The 26528-nt window shown below is 31.0% G+C and carries 21 protein-coding genes; 15 read left to right on the plus strand and 6 right to left on the minus strand.

The features are described 5' to 3' along the window. Positions 1 to 17 precede the first annotated feature (17 nt). The 3 genes from SJY27_RS06450 to SJY27_RS06460 are packed head-to-tail and all read left to right on the plus strand — an operon-like array spanning position 18 to position 3436. Complete coding sequence (locus tag SJY27_RS06450) at positions 18 to 1451, plus strand: M20/M25/M40 family metallo-hydrolase (RefSeq protein WP_397447435.1); 1434 nt, start codon at positions 18 to 20, stop codon at positions 1449 to 1451. A 3-nt stretch (positions 1452 to 1454) separates the two neighbouring features. Beyond that, a complete protein-coding gene (locus SJY27_RS06455; protein WP_397447436.1) occupies positions 1455 to 1820 on the plus strand; it encodes a MauE/DoxX family redox-associated membrane protein in 366 nt (121 codons plus the stop codon). Positions 1821 to 1822: 2 nt separating this feature from the next. Further along, a complete protein-coding gene (locus tag SJY27_RS06460; protein WP_397447437.1) occupies positions 1823 to 3436 on the plus strand; it encodes an amidohydrolase in 1614 nt (537 codons plus the stop codon). Positions 3437 to 3614: 178 nt separating this feature from the next. On the opposite strand, the gene serA is transcribed toward SJY27_RS06460, so the two are convergent. Together serA and SJY27_RS06470 are read right to left on the minus strand one after the other, a co-directional pair. Further along, positions 3615 to 5507 (minus strand): phosphoglycerate dehydrogenase, encoded by a 1893-nt coding sequence (gene serA, locus SJY27_RS06465; protein WP_397447438.1) that lies wholly within the window; start codon positions 5505 to 5507, stop codon positions 3615 to 3617. A gap of 140 nt (positions 5508 to 5647) precedes the next feature. Continuing rightward, positions 5648 to 6469 carry a hypothetical protein gene (locus tag SJY27_RS06470; protein ID WP_397447439.1) on the minus strand — a complete coding sequence of 274 codons (822 nt, stop codon included), beginning with the start codon at positions 6467 to 6469 and terminating at the stop codon, positions 5648 to 5650. Positions 6470 to 6653: 184 nt separating this feature from the next. On the opposite strand from SJY27_RS06470, the gene gcvP reads away from it, so the two are divergent. Together gcvP and SJY27_RS06480 are read left to right on the plus strand one after the other, a co-directional pair. Then, positions 6654 to 9539 carry an aminomethyl-transferring glycine dehydrogenase gene (gene gcvP / locus SJY27_RS06475; protein WP_397447440.1) on the plus strand — a complete coding sequence of 962 codons (2886 nt, stop codon included), beginning with the start codon at positions 6654 to 6656 and terminating at the stop codon, positions 9537 to 9539. 310 nt (positions 9540 to 9849) lie between these two features. Next, positions 9850 to 10551, plus strand: a complete 702-nt coding sequence (locus SJY27_RS06480) for an acetolactate decarboxylase (RefSeq protein WP_397447441.1) — start codon at positions 9850 to 9852, stop codon at positions 10549 to 10551. Positions 10552 to 10685: 134 nt separating this feature from the next. On the opposite strand, the gene SJY27_RS06485 is transcribed toward SJY27_RS06480, so the two are convergent. Together SJY27_RS06485 and SJY27_RS06490 are read right to left on the minus strand one after the other, a co-directional pair. Further along, the gene (locus SJY27_RS06485; RefSeq protein ID WP_397447442.1) at positions 10686 to 12128 is read right to left on the minus strand and encodes a glyceraldehyde-3-phosphate dehydrogenase; all 1443 of its coding nucleotides are present in this window, start codon (positions 12126 to 12128) and stop codon (positions 10686 to 10688) included. 132 nt (positions 12129 to 12260) lie between these two features. Next, complete coding sequence (locus SJY27_RS06490) at positions 12261 to 13640, minus strand: trypsin-like peptidase domain-containing protein (RefSeq protein WP_397447443.1); 1380 nt, start codon at positions 13638 to 13640, stop codon at positions 12261 to 12263. A 129-nt stretch (positions 13641 to 13769) separates the two neighbouring features. Here SJY27_RS06490 and dapF point away from each other — a divergent pair, with 129 nt between their 5' ends. After that, positions 13770 to 14540, plus strand: coding sequence for a diaminopimelate epimerase (dapF, locus tag SJY27_RS06495; protein WP_397447445.1), 771 nt, complete (start codon positions 13770 to 13772; stop codon positions 14538 to 14540). 20 nt (positions 14541 to 14560) lie between these two features. On the opposite strand, the gene SJY27_RS06500 is transcribed toward dapF, so the two are convergent. Both SJY27_RS06500 and SJY27_RS06505 read right to left on the minus strand, forming a co-directional pair. Further along, positions 14561 to 15019, minus strand: a complete 459-nt coding sequence (locus SJY27_RS06500; protein ID WP_397447446.1) for a DUF6702 family protein — start codon at positions 15017 to 15019, stop codon at positions 14561 to 14563. Continuing rightward, positions 15016 to 17598, minus strand: coding sequence for a sulfatase-like hydrolase/transferase (locus SJY27_RS06505; protein WP_397447448.1), 2583 nt, complete (start codon positions 17596 to 17598; stop codon positions 15016 to 15018). The genes SJY27_RS06500 and SJY27_RS06505 overlap by 4 nt, the downstream gene beginning before the upstream one ends. A gap of 286 nt (positions 17599 to 17884) precedes the next feature. On the opposite strand from SJY27_RS06505, the gene thrS reads away from it, so the two are divergent. The 9 genes from thrS (at position 17885) to SJY27_RS06550 (ending at position 26495) form a co-directional block, all read left to right on the plus strand. Next, positions 17885 to 19825 (plus strand): threonine--tRNA ligase, encoded by a 1941-nt coding sequence (gene thrS / locus SJY27_RS06510; protein ID WP_397447449.1) that lies wholly within the window; start codon positions 17885 to 17887, stop codon positions 19823 to 19825. 106 nt (positions 19826 to 19931) lie between these two features. Next, complete coding sequence (gene infC / locus SJY27_RS06515) at positions 19932 to 20450, plus strand: translation initiation factor IF-3 (protein ID WP_397447903.1); 519 nt, start codon at positions 19932 to 19934, stop codon at positions 20448 to 20450. An 86-nt stretch (positions 20451 to 20536) separates the two neighbouring features. Further along, positions 20537 to 20734 carry a 50S ribosomal protein L35 gene (gene rpmI / locus SJY27_RS06520; RefSeq protein WP_397447451.1) on the plus strand — a complete coding sequence of 66 codons (198 nt, stop codon included), beginning with the start codon at positions 20537 to 20539 and terminating at the stop codon, positions 20732 to 20734. 129 nt (positions 20735 to 20863) lie between these two features. Beyond that, positions 20864 to 21208 carry a 50S ribosomal protein L20 gene (rplT, locus tag SJY27_RS06525; RefSeq protein ID WP_397447453.1) on the plus strand — a complete coding sequence of 115 codons (345 nt, stop codon included), beginning with the start codon at positions 20864 to 20866 and terminating at the stop codon, positions 21206 to 21208. Positions 21209 to 21298: 90 nt separating this feature from the next. Then, positions 21299 to 22114, plus strand: a complete 816-nt coding sequence (locus SJY27_RS06530; RefSeq protein ID WP_397447454.1) for a hypothetical protein — start codon at positions 21299 to 21301, stop codon at positions 22112 to 22114. A gap of 10 nt (positions 22115 to 22124) precedes the next feature. Next, positions 22125 to 23147, plus strand: coding sequence for a S41 family peptidase (locus SJY27_RS06535; RefSeq protein WP_397447455.1), 1023 nt, complete (start codon positions 22125 to 22127; stop codon positions 23145 to 23147). A gap of 77 nt (positions 23148 to 23224) precedes the next feature. After that, positions 23225 to 23812: a hypothetical protein gene (locus tag SJY27_RS06540; protein WP_397447456.1), complete on the plus strand. Its 588-nt coding sequence runs from the start codon at positions 23225 to 23227 to the stop codon at positions 23810 to 23812. Positions 23813 to 24021: 209 nt separating this feature from the next. Then, positions 24022 to 25233 carry a glycogen synthase gene (gene glgA, locus SJY27_RS06545; protein WP_397447457.1) on the plus strand — a complete coding sequence of 404 codons (1212 nt, stop codon included), beginning with the start codon at positions 24022 to 24024 and terminating at the stop codon, positions 25231 to 25233. Next, entirely contained in the window at positions 25230 to 26495 is a 1266-nt protein-coding gene (locus SJY27_RS06550; protein ID WP_397447458.1) for a glucose-1-phosphate adenylyltransferase, read from the plus strand. The genes glgA and SJY27_RS06550 overlap by 4 nt, the downstream gene beginning before the upstream one ends. The last annotated feature ends 33 nt before the right edge of the window (positions 26496 to 26528 follow it).

A 26528-nucleotide genomic window follows, 5' to 3' on the forward strand; every position in this document is an offset into this window, starting at 1 on the left:
AATAAAATAACCAAAACATGAAAAAACTTTTACTGCTACTTTTTTTAATGATTTTTATAATTTCTTGTAATCAAAAAACTACAAAAAAAGAAATATCAAACACACTCTCTCTAAAAGAAAAAACAGATTCTACGAATATAAAAACGTTATTTAACTCAGCTTTAACCCATGGTAAATCTTATGAATGGTTAAGAGATTTAACTCAAAATGTTGGTGGACGTTTATCTGGCTCTCTAGAAGCCCAAAAAGCCGTAGAATGGGGTGAGCAATTGATGAAAGAAGTAGGTTTAGATTCTGTTTGGCTGCAACCAGTTATGGTACCTCATTGGGTTCGTGGTGAAAAAGAAGTGGCAAATTATACCACAAATGGCACAAAAAAAAATGTGCCTATTTGTGCTTTAGGTTTTTCTATTGCCACACCAAAAGAAGGCATTTTAGCAGAAGTTATTGAAGTAAAAAGTTTAGAAGAAGCCAAAGCATTAGGCCCTAAAATGAATGGTAAAATTGTATTTTTCAATCGTCCTTTTGATGATACTTTAATCAACACCTTTAAGGCATATGGAGGTTGTGTAGACCAACGTGTAAGAGGCGCAACAGCTTGTGGTGAGTTTGGTGCTAAAGGTGTAATTGTAAGATCTATGACTAATGCTATTGATGATTATCCGCATACAGGAACCATGAGTTATGGAGATTTACCTAAAGAAAAATACATACCAGCAGCAGCCATTAGTAGTAAAGCCGCTGAAATTTTAAGTGCTGATTTACAAAAAAATCCAAAATTAAAATTTTACTTTAAACAAAGTTGCGAAACCTTACCTGATGAACCTTCTTTTAACGTAGTTGGAGAAATAAAAGGCACAGAAACTCCAGAAAACATCTTTGTAGTTGGTGGTCATTTAGATTCTTGGGATTTAGGCGAAGGTGCTCATGATGATGGTACAGGAGTTGTGCAATCTTTAGAGGTAGCTTATCTTTTCAAAAAAAATAATATCAAACCAAAAAACACCATAAGAATTGTGTTTTTTATGAACGAAGAAAACGGAACTAGAGGCGCAAAAAAATATGCAGCATTGGCAAAACTGAACAAAGAAAATCATATTGGTGGTTTAGAATCTGATGCAGGTGGTCATACACCTCGAGGTTTTTCTATTGATGCAAATACAGTAAACACAGAACTTTTACAAAGCTGGAAAAAACTTTTAGCTCCTTATGGCTTACATGATTTAGATAAAGGGGGTTCTGGTGCAGATATTAGCCCTTTAAAAAGTGAAAATGTAACTTTAGTTGGCTACAGACCAGATTCTCAACGTTACTTTGATTATCATCATACTAGTAGAGATACTTTTGATAAAGTAAACAAACGCGAATTAGAATTAGGGAGTGCATCTATGGCTAGTATAATATATCTAATGGATAAATATTTGTATGCAGATGCACCTGTAAAACCTTAATCTTTGAATAATTTAACACTAATTTTACGTATCATTTATGGAGCATTTTTCTGCTTTGCAGGAATAATGCACTTTATAAAAATGGACTTCTTCAAACATTTTATTCCTGATTTTTTAAACAAAAAACTGGTAAATTATGTTGTTGGTGCTATAGAATTTATTTTAGGTGTAGGCCTGTTTATTTCTAATACATCAAAACAAGCATCAACAGGTATTATTATTGTACTTGTGTTATTTTTACCTATTCATATTTGGGATGTAACCAAAGAAAAACCTGCTATTGGTTCAAAAAAAATAGCTATTATTAGAATCCCTTTTCAATTTATACTTATATACGGAGTGTATTTTGTCTACACAAATACTTTTTAAAAATGAAAAAAAACCTTTTCCAATTTATTGTTCTCTTATCTTTATTTTCTTGCGGACAAGAAAAAGTTGATTTACTAGTCTATAATGCAAAAATCTACACTGTAAATGACCTCTTTCAAAACGCAGAAGCTTTTGCAGTTAAAAATGGTAAGTTTGTAGCAATAGGCTCAAATGATGAAATTTTTAATAAATACAGTGCTTTAGATACTATTAATGCCCAAGAAAAAACCATTGTACCTGGTTTAATAGATGCACATTGTCATTTTTATAGAATGGGCTTGCAGCAACAAAAAGTATCTTTAGAGGGTACAAAAAGTTATAATGATGTTATTAAAAGAATAGATTCTTTTCAAAAAGTAAAAAACACCAACTTTATTACTGGTCGTGGATGGGATCAAAATGATTGGCCCGTAAAAGAGTTTCCTACAAAAGATAAATTAGATTCTTTATTCCCTTCAACTCCTGTTGCTGTAAGACGTGTTGATGGCCATGCTTTACTAGTTAACCAAGCAGCTATTGATTTAGCAGGAATCACTAAAGACACTCCTGTTTCTGGAGGAGAAATCATCACCAAAAACGGACAAATGACTGGGGTTTTAATTGATGCTGCTATGGATTTTATAAAAATACCTGAGCCCAGTAAACAAGAAGCTATTCAAGGCTTATTAGATGCACAAAAAATATGTTTTTCTTATGGCTTAACAACGGTTGATGATGCTGGTTTAGACAGAAATACCATAGAATTAATTGATGAATTACAACAAAAAAATCAATTAAAAATGCGAATTTACGCCATGGTTTCTGGAGATAAACAAGCACAAATTGATTACTATATTAATAAAGGAATTTATAAAACGGACCGATTAAATGTGCGTTCTTTTAAAGTTTATGGTGATGGAGCTTTAGGCTCTAGAGGTGCTGCAATGCGTAAACCATATTCAGATAGAGAAAATCATTTTGGGGCACTAATTTATCCTGCTGAACGCTATAGAGAAATAGCAAGACAAATTGCTGCATCAGAATTTCAAATGAATACACATGCTATTGGAGATTCTGCAAATACCTGGATGTTAAAAACCTACAATGAAGTATTAAAAAACGAAGAAAATAGAAGATGGAGAATTGAACATGCTCAAATAATATCCTCTAAAGATTTTAGAAGTTTTAATAATATAATGCCTTCTGTACAGCCTACACATGCTACTTCAGACATGTATTGGGCAGAAGAAAGAATTGGTAAAGAACGTATGAAAGGTGCCTATGCTTTTAGAAATTTATTAAATAGGTATGGAAAAATTGCTTTGGGTACAGATTTTCCTGTAGAAAAAGTAAATCCATTTCTAACATTTTATGCAGCCACTTTTCGTAAAGATTTAGAAGGATTTCCAGAAGATGGTTTTCAAATGAATAATGCCTTGTATAGAGATCAAACCCTAAAAGGGATGACAATTTGGGCTGCCTATTCTAATTTTGAAGAAGAAGAAAAAGGATCTATTGAAGTAGGTAAATTTGCTGATTTTGTTATTTTAAATCTAGATATCATGACTATTTCTGGAGACAAAATTCCGAACACAAAAGTAGTTGCCACTTATTTAAATGGTGAAAAAGTATATTAAATACTTACTTTGTATTTTAGTGTATTTGGCCAAAAACAGAATGATTGTTGTACTTTATAAAAGTATAGATTAAGATTTTTAGCATTTGTTTTTTGATTAACTAAAACAAATTTCAACAAAAAAACCCTACAATTTTAGTAAACTGTGGGGTTTAAAATATGATAAAACTAATAAAATGCTAATACAACACTCTAAACTTAATTGTACCTTCTACAGCTCTTAGTTCGTCAATGACCTCTTTGTTATATTCTTTATCTAAATCTGTAATTACATAACCTACCTTTGGATCTGTTGATAAAAATTGACCATTAATATTCAAATCGTATTTAGCTAAAATCTTATTGATTTTTGCCATTACTCCAGGCACATTTTTATGGATATGTAAAAAACGATGCGCATTTGTTTGTCTTGGTAAACGAATATTTGGAAAATTTACAGCATCTACTGTATTTCCTGAATTAATATAAGCCATAATTTTACTCGGCACAAAATCGGCAATATCTCTTTGTGCTTCTTCTGTACTTCCACCAACATGAGGTGTTAAAATTACATTTGGCAATCCTCTTAATTCTGTTTCGAACTCACCATTTTTTCTTGGTTCTGAAGGATACACATCAATTGCAGCACCAGATAATTTTTCACTTTTTAAAGCAGCCACTAAAGCAGGTATATCAACAACAAATCCTCTAGCTAAATTTACCAAAACAGCTCCGTCTTTCATTTGTGAAATTTCTTCTGCACCAAAGAAATTTTTATTGGCAGCATTATCATCTACATGTAAACTTACTGCATCAGAAATTTCTAAAAGCTCTTTTAAAGTACTTACTTTAGTTGCATTTCCTAAGGCTAATTTATCTTCAACATCATAATAATACACATGCATACCTAGTGCTTCTGCTAAAACTGATAACTGTTTACCAATATTACCATAACCTACAATACCTAGTTTTTTACCACGAACTTCTCTAGAGCCTGCTGCTGTTTTTTGCCATTGACCATTATGAATTTCTGTACTTCTTTGAAACACAGAACGCATTAACATAATAATTTCGCCAATTGCCAACTCTACTACAGAACGTGTATTGCTGTAAGGTGCATTAAACACCACAATTCCTTTTTCTTTACACGCTTCTAAATCTATTTGTTTGGTACCTATACAAAATGCACTTACCACCATCAACTTTTCTGCAGCGTCTACTACTTTTTGAGTAACGTTAGTTTTAGAACGGATTCCTAAAACGTGTACGTCTTTTATTTTTGCTATCAATTCATCTTCAGACAAACTTTTAGATACGGTTTCTACAGAAAAACCATCTGAAGACAACTTGGTAAAAGCATCTGGATGTACGTTTTCTAATAATAAAATCTTAATTCTGTTCTTTGGGTAACTTATATTTCTTGGCAACTTGTTTACGTATAAAAATTCATCTAAATTCGGTGCAATATGGTCTGCATTTTCGGTAGTTTTGTCTCTAGAAACATTTTCTGTGTAAGCAAAAAACTTGTCTGCTACACCAGCTTCACGAGTTACATAATCACTATAACCATCACCAATAACTTGTATTTCTCCCTCAAGGTTCATATCTCTTAAACACTTGATTTTTCCATTGTGTTGAGATAGTGGGTTATTACTATCAAAACTCACAATTTTTCCATTTTCATCAAATTCAAAAGTATTGGCATATACTCTTTCTGATGGAATATTGTAGGCTGCTACAATAGGGTCTATAAATTCTTTAAATCCACAAGAAATCACATAAATATCATCTGCAAATTCTTCAAAAAATTCTTTATTGCTTTCTATGGATTTTGATACTTGCTTTTTTAAAGCTGCTACTAAACCTTCTAAATCAGATTCATTAGCCTCTAATAATTGAATTCTGCGCTCTAAAGATTCTGTGAATGAAATTTCACCATCAATACCTAAATTGGTAATATCAATGATTTCTTGAATAATTTCATCTTTCTTCGGATTGTTTTCTAGCGTAATTTCTGCCAAAACATCCAAAGCTTCTACACGAGTTAGAGTACTATCAAAATCGAAAATATAATTTCTTTTTGTGGTAACCATTGTCTTTAAATCTTGATTAAATTTAAGTGCGTAAAGCTACAAATATAGTAGCCATTTAAGAAGCCTTTTTACAGTTTTACGATATCTGTTTTATTTGTTCTTATTCTTCAAAAAGTTGATAATAAAAACAACATTACTCTTTAAAAATTATGAAATCCTAAATGAATCAACCACCACACAATAGGTAGTGATTCTACCCAAAAGGAACTGTAGTATTTAGGTTGATTGGTTTTTGCTCTCATCAAAAATAGAATCACCATAAAAAAGAATACCATAAATGGGGTTTGCATGGTATTTGTTGTGGATGACAAATACTCTAAAATCAAACAAAAAATCATTAATATCAAACCTAAACGTTTGGTTTTTTCAACACCAATTTTTCTAGGGATGGTTTGCAATGAAATGGCATCATATTGCATATCTCTAATATCAAAAGGCAATATCAAAACAATTACCATTAAAAAGCGTTGTAAAAGTAAAAGGTAAGTTTTAATGCTAAGTACTTCACCTGAATCTATAATAGGAATTAACACTGTAAAACCTGCCCAAACCAAAGCCACAACAACAATTTTTAAATAACTAACTTGACGTAAATTTTTATCAAATCCGCTAAGAAATGGAACTCCATATAACACTGTTAAAACGGTAAAAGGAATAGTAAAATATAAAGTTGATAAACGTACTTGATAAGCAAAATAGCACATGGCTAAAAAACAAAAAAACGAAAAAATTTGAATTACTTTTAAGCTATCTGTTAAATTTCTATGATGCAATTTGGCCACACCTGCATATTTTACAAAATTGTAGCCTGTTATAGTTCCGAAAAAAATAAAGTAATACAAATTTTGATTGTAAGATAAATCAAAATACATTTCTGTAATTCTAAGTAAAGCATATACTGCTAAAGCTACATGAATACTTGCATTGATGTAAAAGTTAAAAACGGACTTAAAAATGTTCATTACACAAAAGTAACTTATTGTTTATAATTATTCTATTTAGTTAATAATTAAATGTTTTGCGAGGGCATTATCATCAAAATTAAAACAAAGAATACGTATTTTTGCAAAATTAAATTACAGATTATTAGGTTTACTATTTAAGCCTTTTTAAATATTTAAAAAAAGTCTAAAAAAACTCTATTTAATGAACACAAATTCGTTTCAATTAAGACATATTGGCCCAAATAAGGTGGAGCAAAAAAAAATGCTAGAAACTATTAATGCTGATAGTTTAGCACAGTTAATTACTGAAACTGTGCCAGATAATATTCTTTTAAAAGAAGATTTAGATTTAGCGCCAGCAATGAGCGAATATGAATATTTAAACCATATTAATGAGTTAGCCAATAAAAATAAAGTATATAAAAGTTATATTGGTTTAGGGTATCATGAAGCAATTGTACCAAGTGTTATTCAGCGTAATATTTTAGAAAATCCAGGTTGGTATACTGCCTATACTCCTTATCAAGCAGAAATTGCACAAGGTCGTTTAGAAGCCTTGTTAAATTACCAAACTATGATTTGTGATTTAACAGGAATGGAGTTAGCAAATGCTTCTTTATTAGACGAATCTACGGCTGCTGCAGAAGCCATGGCTTTATTGTTTGATGTAAGAGAACGTGCAAAGAAAAAAGCAGGTGCCAATAAGTTTTTTGTTTCGGAAGAAATTTTACCACAAACCTTATCATTATTACAAACACGAGCTACACCTATTGGTATAGAATTGGTTGTTGGTAACCATGAAGATTTTAATTTTGATGATGCTTATTTTGGTGCTATTTTACAATATCCTGGTAAATTAGGTCAGATTTATGATTATGAAAACTTTGTTGCCAAAGCCAATGATAATGATATTAAAGTAGCTGTAGCTGCCGATATTTTATCGTTAGTAAAATTAAAAGCTCCTGGTGAATTTGGTGCGTCTGTGGTTGTTGGTACTACACAGCGTTTTGGAATTCCTTTAGGCTATGGAGGGCCTCATGCAGCTTATTTTGCAACAAAAGAAAAATACAAAAGAAGTATTCCTGGACGAATTATTGGCGTTACTAAAGATATGAATGGCAAACGTGCGTTGCGAATGGCATTGCAAACCAGAGAACAACATATTAAACGAGAAAGAGCAACAAGTAACATTTGTACTGCACAAGTTTTATTGGCTGTAATGGCTGGAATGTATGCAGTGTATCATGGAAAAGACGGTTTGCAATATATTGCTGATACAGTACATAATAAAACAAAATTAGTTGCAGATTATTTAGAAAAAGCTGGTTTTAAACAATTAAACTCTTCTTATTTCGATACGCTTTTAATAGAAATTGACGCTATACGTTTAAAACCAATAGCAGAATCTTTTGAAGTAAACTTTAATTATATTTCTGATAATTTGGTTTCAATTTCTTTAAATGAAGCCACTACTCAAAAAGATTTAATGACCTTGTTTACTATTTTTGGTCAGTTAAAAAAACGTCCAAATCCGGTAAATGAAGAAAATTACGATACCTTCTCACAAATTTTAACACAAGAACCTTTCCATTCAGATTTTGAAGTAATTACAAGTTCGGTTGCTAGAAACACACCATTTTTAGAAAACGAGATTTTTAATACGTATCATTCAGAAACAGATATGATGCGTTATATAAAGAAACTAGAACGTAAAGATTTGGCTTTAAATCACTCTATGATTTCTTTAGGGTCTTGTACCATGAAATTAAATGCTGCCTCAGAAATGTTGCCTTTAAGCAATCCGAATTGGGGAAATATTCATCCTTTTGTGCCTTTAAATCAAGTACAAGGATATCAAGAAGTTCTTAAAAAATTAGAACATCAACTAAATATTATTACTGGTTTTGCAGGTACTTCTTTACAACCTAATTCTGGTGCTCAAGGCGAGTTTGCTGGTTTAATGACCATAAGAGCGTATCACCAATCAAGAGGAGATCATCATAGAAATATTTGTATTATTCCTGCATCTGCACATGGAACAAATCCTGCATCAGCAGTAATGGCTGGTATGAAAGTAATTGTTACCAAAACTGCCGAAAACGGAAATATTGATGTGGCTGATTTACGTGAAAAAGCAGAATTGCATTCGGATAATTTAGCAGCATTAATGGTTACTTATCCTTCTACTCATGGAGTTTTTGAAAGTGAAATTAAAGAAATCACCAAAATTATTCACGATCATGGAGGACAAGTATATATGGATGGTGCAAATATGAATGCTCAAGTTGGTTTAACAAATCCTGCAACAATTGGCGCAGATGTTTGTCATTTAAACTTACACAAAACTTTTGCCATTCCTCATGGAGGAGGTGGTCCTGGAGTTGGGCCAATTTGTGTTGCACCTCAACTAGTGCCCTTTTTACCTACAAACCCAATTATTGAAACTGGTGGAGAAAATGCAATTACAGCCATTTCATCAGCTCCTTGGGGTTCTGCTTTAGTATGTTTAATTTCTTACGGATACATAAAAATGCTGGGTTTTAGAGGATTAACCAACTCAACAAAAAACGCCATTTTAAATGCCAACTATATTAAAGAACGTTTGCAAGGGCACTATGAGACTTTATTTACAGGCGAAAAAGGACGTGCAGCTCATGAAATGATTATTGATTGTAGGGACTTTAAACAAAATGGGATTGAAGTAGTAGATATTGCCAAACGTTTAATGGATTATGGTTTCCATGCTCCAACAGTTTCTTTTCCTGTAGGTGGAACCATGATGATTGAACCTACAGAATCTGAATCTATTGCTGAACTTGATCGTTTTTGTGATGCTATGATTGCCATTCGTGAAGAAATTAAAAATGCGACGAAAGAGGATGCAAACAATCCTTTAAAAAATGCACCTCACACTCAAGAAATGCTAACTGCAGATGAATGGAGTTTTCCATACAGCAGAAAACAAGCCGCTTTTCCTTTAGCGTATATTGCTGACAATAAATTTTGGCCAACAGTAAGAAGAGTAGATGATGCTTTTGGAGATAGAAACTTAATTTGCTCTTGTAATCCTATTGAAGATTATATGTAGAATACAATGTTTGCTGAAGGTCGTATAAAGAAGCTGTCTGAAAAGTATAAAATCCCAGTGATTTGGACTGAAATAGAGAAATCTAATTTTTAATCATCAAATAATTAGATTTTTCGATTTCACTCAAAACGACATACACATCTAATTTTCAGACAGCTTCTTTTAAATTTACGATTGTTTTATTTCATCAAAAATGATCATTTTATCAAAAAATAGTGATATTCAGCTCTTAATATTTACAAAATTAGCAATGGTTAATTTTCTGAGACCATCTCAGACAACATTACTCAAATAATTAGATAAAAAAACAATGAAAAAAATTGTATTCCTTTTTACGCTTTTAATATTCGTTGGTTGCACTTTAAAAGTCCAAGAAAAACAAAATGTAAACATTGTTGGCGCCATGAAAAACGTAATGTGGAAAGGGAAATTAAGTGGTAGCATAAACTTAGACACTATTGCTGATAAAAAAGGGCTTTATGGCCTTGGACCTGTGAGTTATTTAACTGGGGAATTGTTAATTAATAATGGCAAAAGTTACGTATCAAAAGTAATTAGTGACACTACAATGATTGTTGAAAAATCTTTTGATATTTCTGCACCTTTTTTTGTTTACAGCAACATTAACAATTGGAATGAAATAAAACTACCCACTGATGTAAAAACAATTAAAGACGTAGAAAAATTTACTAAAAACCAAGCCACAAACTTCAAAAAACCTTTTGCTTTTAAATTGATAGGGCAAGTTGCTAAAGCAGTTATTCACATTCAAAATTTACCACAAGGCAGCAAAGTAAGCTCTCCAGTTGAAGCACATCAAGGGCAAATAAATTATACTATAACTAATGAAAACTGCGAAATAATTGGTTTTTTCTCAACTGAGCATCAAGGTATTTTTACTCATCACGACTCATTTGTACATATGCACTTAATTACAAAAGACGAAACAAAAATGGGACATTTAGACGAATTGGAAATTGGCGAAATGAAATTATACCTTCCTAAAAAGTAGTTTTGGTATCCTCAAAAAAAAAAGAAAAAAACAAAATAGCTCTCAAAAATTGGAGAGCTATTTTATTTTTTACAAGGTATTCATCAACATGAATATTTTAAAAGTTTTGTTTTTTTATCATCAACAAAATCATTTTAATAATACGTATATCTTCTAACTTTTGAAATATGTTTTGCTAAACGCATTACTTGATGAGAATAACCATATTCATTATCATACCAAACATAAACAACAATAGTTTCTTTGTCTGTAATTGTGGCTTTACTATCAAAAATTGATGGTGCTGTTGAGCCAATAATATCTGAAGAAACCATTTCGTTATCTAACGAATATTTTATTTGTTCTACCAAATCACCTTCTAAGGCATTATGTTTTAAAATGGCGTTTACAGCTTCTGTATTTACGGGTCTTCTTAATTGTAAGCTTAAAATTGCTAAAGATCCATTTGGTACAGGAACTCGAATTGCATTCGAGGTTAATTTGTCTTTTAAAACAGGTATGGCTTTGGCAACAGCCTCTCCAGCACCAGTTTCTGTAATCACCATATTTAATGCTGCAGCTCTACCTCTTCTGTATTTGCTGTGCATATTGTCTACCAAATTTTGATCGTTTGTGTAGGCATGAATAGTTTCTATGTGTCCTTTTTTAATTCCAAAATTATCTTGTAAAACTTTTAAAACTGGTGTAATTGCATTGGTTGTACAAGATGCTGCCGAAAAAATATCTGTGTTATCTGGATTGTATTTTTTATGATTCACCCCATGTACAATATTAGGTATTCCTTCACCAGGGGCAGTTAATAATACTTTACTTGCCCCTTTTGCTTTTAAATGCCTACTTAACTCTACATCATCTCTAAAAGCACCAGTATTATCAATAATTAAAGCATCTTTAATTCCATATTGTGTATAATCAATATCTTCTGGATTATTAGCAGAAATTACGTGCACAGTTGTACCGTTTATAATTAGCGCTTTGTGTTCAATATCAGTATGTACAGTACCTAAAAAATCGCCATGAACCGAATCTACTTGTAAAAGAGAGGCTCTTTTTTCTAAAACAGATTGTGTTATTTCTCCACGAGTAACAATAGCACGCAATCTTAATTGAGCACCTTTACCCATTTTAGTCATTAATTCTCTTGCTAACAAACGCCCAATTCTACCAAAACCGTACAAAACTACATCTTTAGGAACAATGTTTTTAGCCTCTTTAGCGTCTTTAAGTTGTTTTTGCACAAAAGCAACTTTATCTGCACATCTTTTAGGGTTTAAATAACATTCATAAGCCAATTTACCAATATCTAATTTAGAGGATGGTAAATCGATTTGTTGAATAGCCTTTGCAATACTCAGCACATCTTGAATAGAGATTTTTTTATTTACAAATTCTTTTGCATAACGAATTAAATTAAGCACCTCTCCTGCTCTTTTATCTATTAAAGGATTTCTAAAAAGCACCAATTCTATAGATTTATCATACCATAAATCGTAAACAATATTTATAAATTCTATTGTGGCTCTGCTGGTTTGCGCTTGAGAAACGACTTCTTTCTCGTAATTTGGGGTTGTTGACATAGCTAATAACTTATTTTAAGATTTGTACAAAAGTATTTCTTTTTTTGAAAATACGAAATCGATTTCGTAAAAATTTTAACAAAAAAAAATCCTGATTAAAAAATCAGGATTTTTACAGCGTTTAATACTTTTTTAAAAACGGAATCTTTCTTTATCACCAGTTAAACTTATAAGTTCTATTAAATTATTTCTATAATTAGAATTCGATAAATTATCTATAAGTTGTGCTGCTTTTTCTGCATTATCTACTTCTTCTCCATTAATCTTTGTAATAATATAACCAGATAAATCGTTTCTTTTATCTGCAGTATATTCAATTTTTACGCCTTTTATAACATTTCTTTTTTTCTTTTCTTTTGGGGTTAAATCTTTTAATTGCCAACCAAAAGTTTTTGCAATAATTTGTTTTACTTTTTTAGTTAATACAATATTTTTGGTAAGCAAATCTCCATCTCTATCAATAGTAACATTAATATTATCACCTGGTCTTTTAGAAGTTAATTGCCCTTTTAACTCAGAGAATTTAGAAATCTTTACGTTATTGATACTTTTAATAATATCTCCTTCTTTTAATTCCATTTTTTTACCTTCTTCATAAAACACCTTACCTACTTTAACACCTTCTTCTGTATAATCAGTATCTATTGCAATGCCTAAAATTGCCTCTTGTACAACTCCAAATTCCAACAAATCATCTACAATTTTCTTGGCGATATTAGAAGGTACAGCAAAAGAATACCCAATAAAAGAACCTGTTTTAGAAGATATTGCTGTGTTGATACCTACCAATTCTCCTCTAGTATTTACCAAAGCTCCACCACTGTTTCCAGGGTTTACAGCTGCATCTGTTTGAATAAAAGATTCTATATTTCTATTTCCTTCTAAATCTCTACCTTTTGCACTAACAATACCTGCTGTTACTGTTGATGTTAAATTGTAAGGATTACCCACTGCTAAAACCCATTCCCCAATTTTAATATTATCAGAATTTGCGAAAGGTGTAAAAGGCAACTCCATATCTGCATCAATTTTTAACAATGCAATATCATTATTAGCATCTGTACCAATTAGTTCTGCTTTGAATTTCTTTTGATTATTTAAAGTAATCTGAATGTCATTTGCATTATCAATTACATGATTATTGGTTACAATATACCCATCAGACGAAATAATAACTCCACTACCTGTACCCACTTGCTCAAATTTTCTTTGTCCATTTCCATTTCCAAAGAAAATATCTAAAGGGTTAGTTTGCGTTCTAATAGTTGTGTTTTTTACGTGAACTACAGAATGTACTGTTTGCTCTGCTGCCAATGTAAAATCTATGGCAGCTGCAGCAACTGCTGTAGATTTTTTGTTAAAAGTGGGTGTATAGTTTGTTTGTACAATACTTGTAGTCCCTGCTGTTTTATTATTCACTACAACAGTTTCATTAAAAAGCAATTTATAGCCTCCTAAAGTAAGAGCTCCTCCTAAAACTGCCATTCCTACTAAACCAAAAAATTTCTTCATAATTCTAAATTTTATTTAATCAAATATACAATTTTAACATTTTCAAAAAATCTGTTTAACTCGGTTTTAACGGTTTTTAACCGCGTTTTAACAGACCTTTTTTATCCTTCAAATCATTACCTTTGTGGTATGAATTTAGCATTTTATAAATACCAAGGAACTGGAAATGATTTTGTGATGATTGATAACAGAACAAAAACCTTTCCAAAAGAAAAAACTGACATTTTTGCACAACTTTCTGACAGACATTTTGGTATTGGTGCAGATGGAATTATTTTAATTGAAAATGATGATGATTTAGATTTTAGAATGATTTATTACAATGCAGATGGTAGCCAAACTTTCTGCGGAAATGGAGCAAGATGTGCTGTTGCTTTTGCAAAACATTTAAATATTATCAGTAAAAAAACAAATTTTATTGCTGTTGATGGCCCTCATTTTGCCGAAATTAATAATGATATGATTTCTTTACAAATGATAGATGTTGATGAAATAAAAGTGAATGAAAATTCTGTTTTCGCTTATACAGGCACTCAACATCATGTAGAATTGGTTGATGAATTAGAAAACTATCCTGTATTTGCTAAAGGGAAAAAAATTAGAAACAGTTATAATAATCCTGGTGCTAATGTAAATTTTGTGCAACAAATTAATGAAAACACTTTTCGAGTACGCACCTACGAAAAAGGTGTGGAAAATGAAACTTTAGCATGTGGAACAGGAGTTACTGCTGTAGCTGTTGCCATGCATAAAACCAACAAAACCAAAAGTACTTCTATTGCTTTACCTGTTGAAGGTGGGTTTTTAGAAGTTTCTTTTACAGAAAAAAATGGCAACTATACAAACGTATTTTTAAAGGGACCTGCTCAATTGGTGTTTGGTGGAAATATCAACATTTAAATTAAAGCATAGTTCTTTATTTAATAGTTTACCTGTAATTGTATCCTATCTTTATGCATTCTAAAATCTTTAAAACTATTATTAATATCTAATTGTATGATATTAGAATGATTTTCTACATCAATTAAAAATTTATTATGCACAGTTACCGTTTTAATATTTTTTTTTGCTTTAGATAAAAAACAAATCACTTTAGTATGTTGTTTTACAGATTTTATATGCAAAACTTGAGGAATGATTTCCTCATTGTCAATTTTCCAACTTGTAGTTTTGTTTAAGTAGTTACCAAAATCATTTTTTGTTACTTTCAGGCTTTGAGCATCTCCAAACTTTATATAATTCTCTTCATCAAACTCTATTTCTAAAAGTAATACATGCCCTTTTTCTATAATATTAAAAGTAGCTGAAACAGCATCGTGTTTTAAGTTTGTACCACTAATTGTAAAAAAAGCAATACTTAAAAGCATAAATTGTTTCATTTTACAAGCACTTTAGTTGTACCTAATAATTTGCCTTTTTGTGCTATTCTTAAAACATACAATCCTGCACTGCCAATATTGTTAAAATCGATAACTCCAAATCCTTTTTTACTTTGGATTAACTTTCCATCAACCGAAAATAATGCAACTTGATATTCATCATAACCTGTAGATATTACAGCAAAATTACCATCATTTGGATTTGAATTTACATAAAAACCGAGTTCATCTAAAGTCATCTCAGTTGTACCCAAAGTAGCTCCACAACTTTCATCTACACTTGTAGCAGGATTATCTGTTGCAAAAGGATTAATTGCAGCGTTATTATCATCACAATCAAAAGCACTTACAAAACCATCCCCATCTGCATCTACATCATTTAAACCACCTGCACTGCTTACAAAACTATCATTAAAATTACCTTTCATACATCTTGATATTTGAGGAAAATCTTGAGTAACTACATAGTAGTATTCAAAAGTTTCTTCTCCTTGAGCTGTAGTTAAAGTAACAGCAGCTTCTATACCATTGCATTCATCTAAATCTCCCTTACCAGCAATATATTCGAAATCATTGGTGTATTTTCCAGAATATGGTCCACAAGGAGCACTTATGCCATCACCAGGTCGTAAACCACTTTTTAATTGAAAACTTGGGTACATTTCTTTTACATTACCTTCTTTATCTGGTCCAAAACGATATAAAATAGGAAACCCATCACCAGCCCAACCCACTTGTACTAATTCTGCAGGTATAGTTTCTGTGGTAGAAATTCCTGAGGTTAATTGTTCTACATATTCAAACATATTTCCATGATAATGATACCCAGAATTTGGGTTTACGTGGGCAGATGCACAATCTAAAGCTACAAAATCTCTACCATCACCAATATTTGTGGTAGGTTCAAAAACCCAATCCCAATTGTATTGCCCTGTATTTTTATCTTCAAAAATAAATGGAGTTGCAGGTGCTGGCATCATATAAACACCGTTTAAACTAATACCAAAAAAGTTTACAGGTCGTCCATTAGTTCTGGTAAGACTTGTTGTAATACCCGATAATTTAGGATTCAAATCAAATTTATAAACTCTGTAATAAGGTTCTGGTATTCTTGGTGAAACATAAGAAAAATTATGATTCGGATAATTATTTGAATATACTACTCTTTGGTCTCCTTCTAAATATTCATAATAAATACTTGGATTTGTTGGTGAATTAGTACAATCAATATTATCATAACTCAACACATCAGTATCTCCACAAGTATTGTTACAATCATCTATAGTAGTTTCAGCTCCATTCTGAATTCCATCATTACAAGACCAATCAGTTCTAATGACTTGAGCTTCTTGTTGTAACATTGTTTTAATGACTTCTTGTGTTGTTGTAAGGTTGCCAATTAAATTATTTTGTTCTTGAATATCATCAATAATATTGTAAAATTCTTCATTACCATTTTCATCTTCAATTAATTTATAAGTATCATTTCGTGTTGCCCAAAGCTCTGTATTATTACTTTCGTAATCTGTATAATTTATGGTTCTTTTTATTTGGTTTTCATATGATAATGCTGGTTTAAGGCTTAAACTATTTTCTGTACCTCCAAGCAATTGTACGCCTGCCAACTCTAAAATCGTTGCATGTAAATCTGTTGCTTGCGTTAACCCTGCTTCTACTTGATTAACCCTTTCTACAGATTTTCCTGCAATAATCATTGGTACACGAATTCCACCTTCATATATTGATGATTTTGCATGCCCACTTGGCCAATAGTTGTTTGTTCTGCCAGGTGTTCCGTTATCTCCTATAAAAATAATTACTGTATTTTCTTTTGTTTCATCGTCCATACTTTCAAGCAATCTATTGGTTTCATAATCCATATTTTCTATCATTGCTAAATATGTAGTTCTATCATTAGTAGGTAATGTGGTGTAAGTTCCTGAAGGTGGGGTTTGAAAAGGAGTATGGGGTGCAACGTGTGCCAACCACAAAAACCAAGGTTGGGTTTGATCTTGCACCCAATTAATAGCACTATCTGTTAGATGTTTGGTAATGTATTCATTCACAACTTCTTCATTCCCTTCATTATTTACTTTTGTCCAATTATAATAATCTGACACTTGTGCTGTAAAAACTCCTTCATAAAAAGGAATTCCAGAATCTTTTGGATGCGTAAAATTATCAGGATCATTTCCTCCAATATGCCATTTACCAATAACTGCCATACTGTAATTAGTTTTGCTTTGTTCTTTAATTTTAGTAAATAACGACTTGTGACTTGTATCTAAAACTAAAGGAGGTCTCATAACTCCTGATTTTATACCATATTTACCACTCATAATAGCAGCTCTCGTTGGCGAACATTGAGGAGCAGACCATGTATTTGTAAACGAAAGGCCAGTTTGTCTAAAACTATTTAAGGTTGGTGTTACTGGCAAATCACCCTCAATACCAAATCCTGGTGTAGAATCAATTCCTAAATCATCTGCAATAATCAATAATATATTAGGTGATTGCTGTTGACTATATATTATGGCCGTAAAAAAAAGGAATAATAAACTGATTTTTGAAAACTTCATATTTGGTTGTTTGAAAGTTGTACGCTTAAATATTATAAAATTAATATATAACACCAATTGCAATGTTAGAATCATTAGACCTTATTTTTTGTAAAAAGTTTAATTTAAGTTTACAAATACTAACTATTTGATAGTATTAACACATAAAAGTCAAAAATTAATATAGATTTATTAGTGAAAAATATGTGTCTGTAGATTTTAAAATTAACCTTATTAATAACACATTAATATATTGTTTGAAATATTGTTTTTAATATCTTTGCAGCCTTAAAATAGTTCTCATTAAATGATAAAAATTACTTTACCAGATGGAAGTGTTAAGGAGTTTGCTGAAAATAGCACTCCTATTGATGTTGCTAAAAGCATCAGCGAGGGTTTAGCTAGAAACGTTATTTCTGCAAGTTTTAACGGCACTACTGTTGAAACCAAAACCCCATTAACTACTGATGGATCTTTGGTTTTACACACATTTAATGATGCTGCTGGTAAAAAAGCGTTTTGGCATTCATCTGCCCATGTTTTAGCAGAAGCAATTTTAAGCTTTCACCCAAATGCAAAATTAACTATTGGTCCTGCTATTGATAATGGGTTTTATTACGATTTAGATTTGGGTGATGAAACCATTTCTGAAAAAGATTTTGCAGCCATTGAAAAGAAGTTTTTAGAAATTGCTCGTGGAAAACACGAATTTAATATGCGTGAAGTTTCTAAAGCAGATGCACTTTCTAAATATCAAAACGAAAATAACGAGTACAAAGTTGAGTTGATTGAAAACTTAACAGATGGCGATATTACATTCTGCGATCATAGCAATTTTACAGATTTATGTAGAGGAGGCCATGTGCCAAATACAGGAATCATAAAAGCCGTAAAGATTATGAATGTGGCAGGCGCTTATTGGAGAGGTGATGAAAAAAACAATCAACTTACCCGAGTTTATGGTATTTCTTTTCCGAAGCAAAAAATGCTTAAAGAATACCTAGAACTTTTAGAAGAAGCAAAAAAACGTGATCATAGAAAATTAGGAAAAGAATTAGAATTATTTACCTTTTCTCAAAAAGTTGGTGCTGGTTTACCTTTATGGTTGCCAAAAGGCGCAGCTTTAAGAGCTCGATTAGAAAATTTCTTAAAAGCAGCTCAAAAGAAAGCAGGTTACGAAATGGTAATGACACCACATATTGGTCAGAAAGAATTGTATGTAACTTCTGGACATTATGAAAAATATGGGGAAGATAGTTTTCAGGCAATAAAAACGCCGAAAATGGATGAAGAGTTTCTTTTGAAACCAATGAACTGCCCACATCACTGCGAAGTATATAATTTTAAACCTTATTCATATAAAGATTTACCAAAACGTTTTGCAGAATTTGGTACAGTGTATAGGTATGAACAAAGTGGAGAATTGCATGGATTAACACGTGTTAGAGGTTTTACGCAAGATGATGCACATATTTTCTGTACACCAGAGCAATTAGATCAAGAATTTAAAGATGTTATCGATTTAGTATTGTACGTTTTTGGATCTTTAGGTTTCGAAGATTTTACAGCACAAGTTTCTATAAGAGACAAAAATAATCCTGATAAATATATTGGTGATGTGGAAACTTGGGAAATTGCTGAAAATGCAATCATTTCAGCAGCAAAAGACAAAGGTTTAGATTACGTAATTGAAGAAGGCGAAGCAGCTTTTTACGGACCTAAGTTAGATTTTATGGTAAAAGATGCTTTAGGCAGAAGTTGGCAACTAGGTACCATTCAAGTAGATTATAATTTACCTAAACGTTTCGATTTAAGTTATACAGGTTCAGACAATCAATCTCACAGACCTGTAATGATTCACAGAGCACCATTTGGTTCTATGGAACGTTTTATTGCAGTTTTATTAGAACATACAGGAGGAAACTTTCCACTTTGGCTGACTCCAGAGCAGGTTATTATACTGCCAATCAGTGAGAAATATCAAAAATATACCGAAAAAGTTTTAGAATCGTTAGAAAATTCCGAAATTCGCGCCCTCGTAGACAGTAGAAGCGAAAAAACAGCACGTAAAATTCGTGATGCAGAGGTAAGTAAAATTCCATTTATGGTAATTGTTGGTGAAAAGGAAGAAGAAGATGGTACAGTTTCTGTAAGAAAACATGGAGAAGGAGATATTGGAACTTTTACTATTGATGAATTTAAATCTTTAATAAAAGCAGAAGAAAGTAAAACATTACGAAAATTTTAATTATATTAGAGTTCAAGAAAGTAAAGGTGAAAAACCATTAAGTTAAATTTAAAATTCATAAGTCATAGCAATTAGAAGAAGTAGGTCTAGAAGACCATTAAGAGTAATCAAAGAAGATCAACACAGAATTAACGACAAAATAAAGTATGTTGATGAAGTTCGTGTAGTTGGCGATAACGTAGAAGTTGGTGTATATCCTATAGCGAAAGCTAAGCAGATGGCCAGAGAACAAGAGTTAGATTTGGTGGAAATTTCACCAAAAGCAAAACCTCCTGTTTGTAAAATTATTGATTACAAGAAATTCTTGTATGAGCAGAAAAAACGAGAAAAAGCTTTAAAAGCAAAAGCTACTAAAGTTACTATTAAAGAAATTCGTTTTGGACCTCAAACCGATGAGCATGATTATGAATTCAAAAAGAAACATGCCATTAAGTTTTTACAAGATGGTGCTAAATTAAAAGCATTTGTATTCTTTAAAGGACGATCAATTATCTTTAAGGAACAAGGCCAAATTTTATTATTAAAATTAGCCCAAGAACTCGAAGAATATGGTAAAGTTGAGCAACTACCTAAATTAGAAGGTAAACGTATGATTATGTTTATTGCTCCAAAAAAATCAAAATAAAAATTAATACTTTTTAGCAAAACAGTATTAATTAAAGATACTGAACCTAGTTCAGCCTAACATAAGCAAGTTAAAACGAAGGAGAGATGCCTAAAATGAAAACAAAATCTAGTGCCAAAAAACGATTTAAAGTTACAGGTTCTGGTAAATTAAAAAGAAAACACGCGTTTAAAAGCCACATTTTAACAAAGAAGTCTAAAAAACGTAAATTAAAGTTAACTCATCATACTTTAGTACACAAGTCTGATGAAGCTAACATTAAACAACAGTTAAACTTAAAGTAAGTTTACAAAGGGAATTTAATTATTAACCATGGAGTTAGGCAAAAAAAGAATTATAAATTTAGGATTATTCAATTCGTAATTAGTCATTCGTAATTTTATAGTCGCCTACTACAAAAAACAATTTGAATTATGCCAAGATCAGTAAATTCAGTAGCTTCAAGAAATAGAAGAAAAAAAATCTTGAAGGCAGCAAAAGGTTACTTCGGACGTAGAAAAAACGTTTACACAGTAGCAAAAAACGCGGTTGAAAAAGGTATGCTTTATGCATACAGAGACCGTAAAAACAATAAGAGAAACTTCCGTTCTTTATGGATTACGCGTATTAACGCAGCAGCTCGTATTAACGGAATGTCTTACTCTCAGTTTATGGGTAAAGTTAAAGCTAACAATATCGAATTAAACCGTAAGGTTTTAGCAGATTTAGCAGTAAACAACCCAGAAGCTTTTAAGGCAGTTGTAGAGAAAATAAAATAAATATTAATACTTGCTTATATTTTAAAACCCAAACTTTTTGTTTGGGTTTTTTTTGTAATAAACTATCTTAATTTTTGTATATTTAGTATAATGAAATTAAACATTGTAATTGCTATCCTATTATTTTTTTCACTCAAAACAAACTACCTAATTGGGCAAAAAAACAATCAGGTAAAACACACCATATCTATATTTTCTGGTTATACATACTATACAACTTACGAACCCATACTTTCTTCTGTTAGACAGTCGTCTACTTTTTTAACAACTGGATTTGAATACAGTAAAAAGAATAAAGAAAAACATCAATTAAGTTTTAAACTAATACTTTTACCAAAAACGGATCTTACTTCTAGATTATCAAACGATGGTTTTAGAGCACCAAATAAGGGTGAGATTTTTGGTGGATCTTTTGAGTTTTTGTATCAAAAATTGCTTCGAAAAAAAGGCACCTATATGTATCTTGGCTTGCACTTAAATGGGGTTTACTTAGATAAAAGTCTCAATGTTATTTCTTTTGATGATGCCAGAGCTGTGGATTTATTTTTAGATTTAGGCCCATCATTTTCTATCACTAAAGATTTAGGCAAACATCAAATAAAAGCTAACTTAAACCTACCATTTATTGGGTATGTTGCAGCAAAAACCCGAAATTCAGAAACATTTCCTTTCGATTTAATTGAGCGCGATAAAAATATAGGAACAGCTTTACAATATGGAGATATCGCATTAATTAACGATTATTTTAATCTTAATTTTAATGCAGAATATTCATTTAAAATAACAAGTAGGTTTTTAATGGGCTTACAATACGGTTTTCAATATTATGATTACAAAAAAGAAGCACCTTTTAACGTTCAGGCAATTTCTTATAGATTTTTATTACAAGCAAAATATCAATTTTAAACTCAAAATTTTGAGTTTAGTAGTGCTATTACAATTAACATCTTGTAATGATGTATTATTAAACGATTTTAAAAACGATGACCCTATTTCTGTTTTTGAAAGTTGTTGGCAATTTTATGATAGGCAATATCCTTATTTTGAATTAAAAAATATTGATTGGGATCAAGTTTATGACAGTTACAGACCAAGAATAAGTGCAGAAACCAAGAACCAACAACTTGCCGAAATTTTAAGCGAAATGCTTAGAGAGCTTAAAGACTATCATGTATATCTTGAAGGAGATGAGAATATAAATTTTACAAGTTTATCGTACACATTAGTTAGACAAGAATCGTATAAATTAGACCAGCCTTTTGAAGCTTTTAATACGTTTCCAGAATTTAGAGAGATAGATAATATTACTGCAATTTATGAATCTTCATTAAATAATATTGCCTATGTAGAATTGTTTGGTTTTGACAATACCAACCAGAACTTTACGCAACTACTAAATGCAATACAGAATAGAAAAGGATTAATAATAGATATTAGAAATAATTCTGGAGGCTCTAGTAGTGCTATGGAAGAAATTGCTGCTAATTTTACCAATGATAAAATTATGTATGCACAAGAAAGATATCGTATAAACAGTAATAGAAACGACTTTACAAAATGGTATCCTCTTTTTATAGATGGAACTTCAAAAAGATTTTTTGATAAACCCGTTGTTTTAATAATTAGTCAAGCAACTGGGAGTGCAGCAGAAAGGTTTGCATCAATCATGAAAGAATTCCCACAAGTAACCTTAATTGGAGATACTACTTTTGGTGGTTCTGGTGGAATTTTAGAATATGCGTTACCAAATGGTTGGGTTTGCACCTCATCATTCAAACAAGTTTTAAGAGAAAATGGACAATATATCGAAAGCTTTGGTATAACTCCAGACATCACTAATGTATTTGATAAAGATAATCCCGACTCTTTTGACGGAGAAGATAAAGCAATTCTTAAAGCTGTAGAGCTTATAGAAACATCAAATAAAAATGCCCTTTAAATAAATATTTTTTAGTTACTAACTTCATCTTTTCGTTTGGGTTTTTTTCTTAAATTTACATTGCAAAATTTACAATAATGAAATTAAAATTTATATTTATTTTTTTTATATCCTTTAGTTTGTCTGTTTTAAGTCAAGAAACAGAACAAGTTAAAAAAGACACTTCTATTCAAGGTCAATTCGATGAAATTTATAGAATATCTACAACCTATCAGGTTTACAAGGTTATCAGTAAAGATAAATATCAAATTTTAAAAAAAAATGTTTTAGATTCTATAAAAAATCTTAAAACTCAAATCTCTGAAAAAGAAAATTTATTAAAATCAGAAAGAGAAAAAATAAAAAACACCAATGAGTTACTTTCTAAAACTCAGGCAGATTTAGTTGCATCTAACAAAAAAGAGAATTCAATTTCGTTATTTGGCATTCAACTTAGTAAAATTAAGTACAACCTGTTACTTTGGAGCATCATTATTATATCTCTTTTATTACTATTCTATTTTATTTTTAAATTTTTTAGAAGCAATGTACTTACTAAAGAAGCTAAGAATAATTTACTAGATGTTGAACAAGAATTTGAAGAACATAGAAAAAAATCATTAGAAAGAGAACAAAAATTAAGAAGACAACTGCAAGACGAAATTAATAAATCTAGAAATAGTTAATTTCTGTTTATTTACAGTTAAAATATTCACTACATATTTTAAATATGAGTGATAATTATATAAAAAATAATTAGATGTAAGTTTATTATTATCAGTTTCATAAATTTTATACTTAAAAAATAAATAATCTTTCTTTTTTAAAACTTTTAATAGGATTTTCTTATCTTTTAATTTTCAAAAAAACCAAGTAATCTAAACTTTAAAATTTTATGAAAGCCCTTTTTTATACTAGAGAATTCCCCCCTTATGTTTATGGTGGTGCAGGAGTTCATGTAGAATATCTAGCAGATGAATTATCAAAATTAATTGATATTGATGTTCGTTGTTTTGGCGATCAAGATTCAAAACAAAGCAATTTAACTGTTAAAGGCTTTCCTTTTGAGAATCCTATTTTTGATAATGCTGATGACAAATTAAAGGCAGTCTTTAAAACCCTAAGTACAGGGCTTTATATGAATGCAGATGCTATTGATGCAGACATTGTACATTGCCATACTTGGTACACTCATTTTGCAGGTATTATTGCAAAGTTGTGCTATGGTATTCCTTTAGTAATTACAACTCACTCTTTAGAACCTTTAAGACCTTGGAAAAGAGAACAATTAGGTCGTGGTTATGATGCATCTTCTTGGATAGAAAAAACAGCTATTGAAATGGCAGATGCTTTAATTGCGGTATCTGAAGAAACTAAAGAAGACGTCTTAAAACATTTTAATGTAGACGAAAAAAAGGTACAAGTTATTTATAATGGTATAAACCTCCAACAATATATTACCACGCTAGAAACAGACACCTTAGATGAATATAAAATAGATAAAACCAAACCTTATGTACTTTTTGTTGGTAGAATTACAAGGCAAAAAGGAATCATACACTTGGTAAACGCTATAAAATATATAGATTCAGAAACCCAAATTGTACTTTGTGCAGGTGCTCCAGATACCAAAGAAATTGGTTTAGAAATGGAAGAAGCTGTTAATGAAGTTCAAAAAACTCGTAAAAACGTTATTTGGATTGACAAAATGGTTACCAAAAAAGAAATAATTCAATTATATTCTCATGCAGATGTATTTTGTTGCCCATCAATATACGAACCTTTTGGTATTATAAATATAGAAGCCATGGCTTGTGATACTGCTGTTGTTGCAAGTGCAGTTGGTGGTATAAAAGAAGTGGTTGTAGATGGTGAAACAGGAATATTAGTGCCTGTTGAGCAACAAAAAACTGCGCCTTTTGAACCTGTTGACCCAGATAAATTTGCAAAAGATTTGGCAAACGGAGTAAACAAATTAATTAGCAACCCTGCATTAAAAAATAAGATGGCCAGAAATGGTCGTAAAAGAGTTGAAGAATATTTCGACTGGATTTCAATAGCAAAACAAACAAAAGACTTATACGAATCTCTAACAAAGAAAAAATGATAAACAACAAAGTATTAGGAATAATTTTAGGAGGAGGCCAAGGATCTAGATTATACCCACTAACTAAAGACAGATCAAAACCTGCAGTACCTATTGCAGGTAAATACAGATTGGTAGATATTCCTATTTCTAATTGTATCAATTCCGATATAAAAAGAATGTACGTTTTAACGCAATTTAACTCTGCTTCTTTAAATGCACACATTAAAAATACCTATCATTTTAGTTTTTTTAGTTCTGCTTTTGTTGATGTTTTAGCTGCAGAACAAACCATTCATAGTGATAAATGGTTTCAAGGAACTGCAGATGCTGTTAGACAAAGCATGCATCATTTTTTACAAAACGATTTTGAATATGCACTAATACTCTCTGGTGACCAATTGTATCAAATGGATTTTAATGATATGATTGATAAACATGAAAAAAGTGGTGCAGAAATATCTATTGCAACCTATCCTGTTAACGCAAAAGACGCAACTTCTTTTGGGTTGTTAAAAACAAATGAAGAAAATATTATTACTTCTTTTATCGAAAAACCAGGAGAAGATTTGTTACCAGATTGGACCTCAGATGTTGGTGATGAAATGAGATCTCAAGGTAGAAACTATCTTGCTTCAATGGGTATTTATATTTTTAATAGAGATTTGTTGAAAAAGTTGATGGCAAACCCAGACACCAATGATTTTGGTGGCGAAATTATACCTCAAGCAATTAACAACCATAAAACCTTAAGCTATCAATATGAAGGATATTGGGAAGATATTGGAAATATAGATTCTTTCTTTGAAGCAAATATAGGACTAACAGATGATGTACCTCAATTTGATTTATATAACGAAAAGGGTATTTATACAAGAGCTCGTATTTTACCAACATCAAAAATATCTGGTTCAATTTTAAACAGAGCTGTTATTGGTGATGGTTGCATTATTCAAGCAGAAAAAATTGAGCGCTCTGTAATTGGAATCCGATCTAGAATTGGTAAAAACTCTTTAATTTCTAATACCTATATGATGGGGAACGACTTTTATGAAAGTTTAGAAGAAGTAGCCAAAAATAATATAGAAATTATGATGGGTATTGGAGACAGATGTTACATACATAATTGTATAGTAGATAAAAACTGTAGAGTTGGTGATGATGTTAGAATTAATGGAGGAAAACACATACCAGACACAGAAACAGACACTTATATGGTTAAGGATGGTATTGTAGTTATTAAAAAAGATGCAACGATTCCTAATGGAACAAATATCGGCTAAACTTAAGAACACTAATTTTTCAAATAAAAATCA

It is taken from the genome of Polaribacter sp. R77954, assembly GCF_044595335.1.
GTDB lineage: Bacteria > Bacteroidota > Bacteroidia > Flavobacteriales > Flavobacteriaceae > Polaribacter.

What these genes read in the sequence shown, in the direction of transcription:
- SJY27_RS06450 (WP_397447435.1), top strand. Translation starts at nt 18, where the DNA reads ATGAAAAAACTTTTACTGCTACTTTTTTTAATGATTTTTATAATTTCT.
- SJY27_RS06460 (WP_397447437.1), top strand. Translation starts at nt 1,823, where the DNA reads ATGAAAAAAAACCTTTTCCAATTTATTGTTCTCTTATCTTTATTTTCT.
- serA (WP_397447438.1), bottom strand. Translation starts at nt 5,507, where the DNA reads ATGGTTACCACAAAAAGAAATTATATTTTCGATTTTGATAGTACTCTA.
- SJY27_RS06470 (WP_397447439.1), bottom strand. Translation starts at nt 6,469, where the DNA reads ATGAACATTTTTAAGTCCGTTTTTAACTTTTACATCAATGCAAGTATT.
- gcvP (WP_397447440.1), top strand. Translation starts at nt 6,654, where the DNA reads ATGAACACAAATTCGTTTCAATTAAGACATATTGGCCCAAATAAGGTG.
- SJY27_RS06480 (WP_397447441.1), top strand. Translation starts at nt 9,850, where the DNA reads ATGAAAAAAATTGTATTCCTTTTTACGCTTTTAATATTCGTTGGTTGC.
- SJY27_RS06485 (WP_397447442.1), bottom strand. Translation starts at nt 12,128, where the DNA reads ATGTCAACAACCCCAAATTACGAGAAAGAAGTCGTTTCTCAAGCGCAA.
- SJY27_RS06490 (WP_397447443.1), bottom strand. Translation starts at nt 13,640, where the DNA reads ATGAAGAAATTTTTTGGTTTAGTAGGAATGGCAGTTTTAGGAGGAGCT.
- dapF (WP_397447445.1), top strand. Translation starts at nt 13,770, where the DNA reads ATGAATTTAGCATTTTATAAATACCAAGGAACTGGAAATGATTTTGTG.
- SJY27_RS06500 (WP_397447446.1), bottom strand. Translation starts at nt 15,019, where the DNA reads ATGAAACAATTTATGCTTTTAAGTATTGCTTTTTTTACAATTAGTGGT.
- SJY27_RS06505 (WP_397447448.1), bottom strand. Translation starts at nt 17,598, where the DNA reads ATGAAGTTTTCAAAAATCAGTTTATTATTCCTTTTTTTTACGGCCATA.
- thrS (WP_397447449.1), top strand. Translation starts at nt 17,885, where the DNA reads ATGATAAAAATTACTTTACCAGATGGAAGTGTTAAGGAGTTTGCTGAA.
- rpmI (WP_397447451.1), top strand. Translation starts at nt 20,537, where the DNA reads ATGCCTAAAATGAAAACAAAATCTAGTGCCAAAAAACGATTTAAAGTT.
- rplT (WP_397447453.1), top strand. Translation starts at nt 20,864, where the DNA reads ATGCCAAGATCAGTAAATTCAGTAGCTTCAAGAAATAGAAGAAAAAAA.
- SJY27_RS06530 (WP_397447454.1), top strand. Translation starts at nt 21,299, where the DNA reads ATGAAATTAAACATTGTAATTGCTATCCTATTATTTTTTTCACTCAAA.
- SJY27_RS06540 (WP_397447456.1), top strand. Translation starts at nt 23,225, where the DNA reads ATGAAATTAAAATTTATATTTATTTTTTTTATATCCTTTAGTTTGTCT.
- glgA (WP_397447457.1), top strand. Translation starts at nt 24,022, where the DNA reads ATGAAAGCCCTTTTTTATACTAGAGAATTCCCCCCTTATGTTTATGGT.
- SJY27_RS06550 (WP_397447458.1), top strand. Translation starts at nt 25,230, where the DNA reads ATGATAAACAACAAAGTATTAGGAATAATTTTAGGAGGAGGCCAAGGA.